At 65.9% G+C, this 4,311-nt stretch carries 4 protein-coding genes; all 4 read right to left on the bottom strand.

Annotated elements, in window-relative coordinates:
- Positions 1 to 135: 135 nt before the first annotated feature.
- The 4 genes from dprA to ENJ37_02490 all read right to left on the bottom strand — a co-directional run bounded on the left by dprA (position 136) and on the right by ENJ37_02490 (position 4,097).
- Complete coding sequence (dprA, locus tag ENJ37_02505; protein HHL39355.1) at positions 136 to 1,248, bottom strand: DNA-protecting protein DprA; 1,113 nt, start codon at positions 1,246 to 1,248, stop codon at positions 136 to 138.
- Positions 1,249 to 1,460: 212 nt separating this feature from the next.
- On the bottom strand, positions 1,461 to 2,561 hold the full coding sequence (locus ENJ37_02500; GenBank protein ID HHL39354.1) for a LysM domain-containing protein: 1,101 nt from the start codon (positions 2,559 to 2,561) through the stop codon (positions 1,461 to 1,463).
- 25 nt (positions 2,562 to 2,586) lie between these two features.
- On the bottom strand, positions 2,587 to 3,405 hold the full coding sequence (gene ybgF / locus ENJ37_02495; protein HHL39353.1) for a tol-pal system protein YbgF: 819 nt from the start codon (positions 3,403 to 3,405) through the stop codon (positions 2,587 to 2,589).
- Between the two features lie 104 nt (positions 3,406 to 3,509).
- The gene (locus ENJ37_02490; GenBank protein ID HHL39352.1) at positions 3,510 to 4,097 is read right to left on the bottom strand and encodes a YihA family ribosome biogenesis GTP-binding protein; all 588 of its coding nucleotides are present in this window, start codon (positions 4,095 to 4,097) and stop codon (positions 3,510 to 3,512) included.
- Between the last annotated feature and the right edge of the window lie 214 nt (positions 4,098 to 4,311).

The following is a 4,311-nucleotide window of genomic DNA, read 5'->3' as shown; positions in this document are numbered from 1 at the left end:
CTCCCTCCAAAAACTTTTAACGCGAGTTGGTTTCCCCCTGTTTTGCCAAGCAAAACAGGGGGAAACCAACTCGTATTAAAAGTCTTTGAAGGGGGTCTGGGGGAAACTTTCTACAGAAAGTTTCCCCCAGCGTAATTAATCAGAGCTTACCTTTCTTATGAAACACTTGCCCGGCAGTTGTTCGATTGCGCCGCTCAACTCCATCTCGAGGAGCAGGGCCGAGAGCCTGCGGACCTCTATGCCCGTCTTCTCCATGATCGAGTCCACGTGCATGGGCTCGTCGCAGAGGGCGGCGAGCACACGGGCGGCCTCGCCGCCCTCCCGCTCCTTCCCCGGCTCCGCCTCCCTCCCGTCGCGGGCGGTGTCGCCGGCGGCGTCCATGCCGTAGGCCGAGAGCACGTCGCCTCCGTTCTCGACCAGCGCGGCGCCGTCCTTTATGAGCGAGTGTGGTCCCGCGCTCTTTCCGCCCGTCACCCGTCCCGGCACGGCGAAGACGTCGCGGCCCGCATCGAGCGCCAGTCTCGCCGTCTGCATGGCCCCGCTCCTGGCGGCGGCCTCGACCACGACCACGCCCCTGGCCATGCCGCTTATGATCCTGTTGCGCTGGAGAAAGCCCCGCGGCACCGGAGGCGAACCCATGGGGAACTCGGAGATCACGGCGCCCGGCCCCCGGCATATCTCCTCGTAGAGGCGGCGGTTCTCCTTCGGGTACACGACGTCCACCCCCGAGCCGAGTACGGCCACCGTGCGGCCTCCGCCGGCGAGTGCGCCGCGGTGGGCCGCGCTGTCGCAGCCGCGGGCCATGCCGCTCACAACGACTACGCCGGCCCGCCCGAGCTCCGACGCGATCCCCTCGGCCATGGAGAGCCCGTAGTGGGTGGGCCTGCGCGTACCCACCACGGCCACGACGAGCGCCGAGGGATCGAGCCTTCCGCCCCTGACGTATAGAAGAAGCGGCGGGTCGTATATCTCCCTCAGAAACGGCGGATACTCGTCGTCGAGGAGCGTCACCACCCGCACGCCTGCGCGGCGGACGAGCTCGACCTCGCGCTCGGCCCTCTCCCAGTCGCAGTACCCGGCGAGCTCGCCGAAGAGCCTCCACGCCCCGCTTCGCTCGGTGACGACGGCGCCGCTCTCGAAGAGCTCGCGCGCCCCTCCGGCCCTCTTCACCGCCTCCGCGATTGAGCGCCGGTCCACGCCCCTGAGCATCGCCAGGGCGTGCCAGTACCTGGCGTCTTGAAGGTCCACGCGCAGCTCTTGCTCCTTGACATGAGGCCTGCCCGCCGCAAGGCGGCGCGGCCCTTGTCCATGGAGATGGGGAGATTACTTTACCGGCCCGGAGTGACCCTGTCAATAGGCGGTCCATGGAGGAAGGGGCCTGCCGGCGCGCTCCGGGCGTCCGCCCGCGGGAGGGGCGGGCCTCGTCTTCCCCCGGGCCGCCGGCGCGCCGGCCGGAAGGGTCAGCGCCGGGCGTCGAGGGTCGTCACCAGGTCGCCGCGGTGAATGGGCTGAAGACTTCGGGTGATGAGACCCGTCGAGGTCTTCTCGGCCGTCCTGACGACGATGATGCTTCCAAGCTCCCTCGGCGGAAGCGTCATGGTGCCGTGCACTCCCGATGGGTCGCGAGCCTTCTCGGAAGCCCTGAATACGGTCAGCACGTTGCCGGCGTCGAGGCCGTCAAGTCTGCCCTTGTCCAGGAAGACGAGATCCCCGTGCGACATCTCGCCTATTCCGCCGTAGCTCGCCACGACGTAGCCCGTGACGCCGCCCTCGGCCTCGACGAGCCTGACTCTCGAGGGCGGCCTCTCGTAAGGCCTCAGTCTCGTGCCGGCCCTGAACTCCCGGAACGACTCGGCCACCTCGGCCTCGACCGTGTCGTCGTACACCGACGTGACGACGACCGAGCCGACTATCTCTATTATATGACCCATGTACCTGCCGGTCACGGGATGGCTGACATCGCGGCCCACTTCGAAGAGCGTGTAGCGGTCCCCCACGGAGGCCTCTTCCCCCTCGCCGAGCGAGATGTATACGGTGTCGCCGCCGTAGATGAGCTCCTTGTGCTCCCTGGCCCTCACGACCGTTCCGCTTGCGGCGAGATCCCTCGTGGTGATGAAGCCGGCCGTACGGAGCTCGGGGCCCACCAGCACCGTCTCCTCCTCGATGGCTCCCTCCAGGGCCTCGGGTTCGGGCTCCGGCTCCAGGACCACGACGACCTCCTCCGCCGGCGGCGCCGGCGGCAGCTCTATGGTGGGAAGCACCACGGTCTCGCGCTCGGCGCGGCCCACGACCTCCATGCTCTCTGTGCTTATCCTTATGATGTCGCCGGGATAGATGAGGTGGGGATTTTCTATGGCCGGGTTGCGCTTCCAGAGCCTGGGCCAGGCCCAGGGGTCGCCGAGGTAGCGGGCCGATATGTCCCACAGGGTGTCGCCCTTTACCACCTTGTGGTAGCGCACCTCGCCGGGAGCGAGCGGACCGCCGCCTTCGTCGCCGCAAAGACCCGTCGCGGCCGAGAAGACGAGGCCGAAGAAGACAACCAGCCCTAAGAGTCGTCCCATGACACCACCATGGCAAAAAAGCCCCTTACTTGAGTCCCTCCACCTCGCGGAGCGTCTTCCTCGCCCTTTCGGCGGCCTTGGAGTCGGGGTAACGCTCCACGAGCCCCTTGAGCGCCTCCCTCGCCCTGTCCATCTCGTAGAGCTCTATATGGGAGAAGGCCACCTTGAGGAGCGCATCGGGGGCCTTGTTGCCCTGGGGATACCTTGCGGCCACCTCGCTGAACCTCTCCAGCGCCGAACGGTAGTCGCGCTCCGAGTAGAAGGTCTCGCCCGACCAGTAGAGGGCGTTGTCGCTGAGCTCGTGATCGGGAAAGTTGTCGATCAGGTTGTCGAAGACCGCCCTGGCGTCGGCGTATTTCTCGGCCATGAAGAGTTCCTGGCCCAGCCTGTAGAGCCGCTCCGGGACCTCCTTGCGCTCCTTTGCGCCGGGCGCGGCATCCACGCCGCCGCGCCGCTCTCCCCGCCGCGCCTCTTCGCCTCCGAGCTCGACCACCTCGAGCCAGTGCGGCGGCTCCTCCGCCCCGTGAAGGGCCTCGCCACCGGCGTGCGGCACGGCCGCACCCCCGCGCTCCTGGGTCTCGCCGGAGCCGCTCCCCTCGAGCGCGGCCCTCCTCGCTTCGAGGCGCCTCCTCTCGGCGCTCATGGCGGCCACCCTCTCGCTCAGAAGGGAGAGCTTGTCGGCCAGCTCGTCCAACTTTATATTCGTCTGAACGAGCATAATCTTTAGCTCGTCGGTTCGGGCGGCCAGCGCCTTCTCCACCGAGCCATCCTCGACGGGCGCGGAGGCGGCGCAGCCGGCGAGGAACAGGGCCACGCCTATGAAAACAACGGGTTTCTTCTCCACTTTTCCAAAGTTAATCCCCTTTACCGCCTTTGTCAAGGGGAATCGAACCGCCTCCCCTCAAGGCGAATATCCCTCGCAAGAGGCCGCATCTTCCGTAACCGACGTCACCGCCGGACCGTGAGCGCGTAAAGCGCCTTCCACAGCTCCTCCCTGCCCTGGCCCGTGACGGCCGAAAAGATGATGATGCCCTCGTCGCCGAGTCCAAGCAGCCTCTTCGCCTGGGCGCGCCTTGCGGCAAGGGCGTTGCGCGAGAGCTTGTCGGCCTTTGTGAGAACAGTTACGACCTCGAGGCCGAAGCCTCCGAGCCAGTCGATGAGCTCGCACTCGCTCTCCCCTATCTCGCGCCTTGCGTCGAGAAGGAACACGGCCGCCCGTATGTCCCTATCCGAAGCGAGGTAGCGGCCCGTCATGGGCTCCCAGCTCTTCCTCAGCTCGCGCGGCACCCGGGCGTAGCCGTAGCCGGGCAGGTCGACGATGTAGAAGGCGTCGTTTATGAGGTAGAAGTTCATGGTCCGCGTCTTGCCCGGCGTGTTGCTCGTCTTCGCCAGCCCCCTGCGGCCCGCGAGCCTGTTGATGAGCGAAGACTTGCCCACGTTGCTCCGTCCGACGAGCACCACCTCGGGCCTGCCGGCAGGCGGACACTGCCCCGGCGAAACGGCGCTCCTTACAAACCTCGCCGACTTGATCTTCACGACCTCCCACCTCCTACGGGGAAACCTCCCCCGCAATGCCCCTTTGCTTAAGGAAGTTCTGATTTATTTCACTGAGGGAACCTTTTTGTAAAAAGGTTCCCTCAGACTCCCTCCAAAAACTTTTAACGCCCTGCGGATCACCCCGATTTTGCTTGCAAAATCGGGGTGATCCGCAGGGAATTAAAAGTCTTTGAAGGGGGTCTGGGGGAAACTT

Source organism: Deltaproteobacteria bacterium (assembly GCA_011375175.1).
GTDB lineage: Bacteria > Desulfobacterota > GWC2-55-46 > GWC2-55-46 > DRME01 > DRME01.
The sequence above is the reverse complement of the archived record's forward strand: the minus strand, read 5'-3'. Positions and strand labels throughout refer to the sequence as shown.

Excerpts from the sequence above, each read along its gene's own strand:
- ENJ37_02500 (HHL39354.1), bottom strand. The coding sequence starts at position 2,561 with ATGGGACGACTCTTAGGGCTGGTTGTCTTCTTCGGCCTCGTCTTCTCG.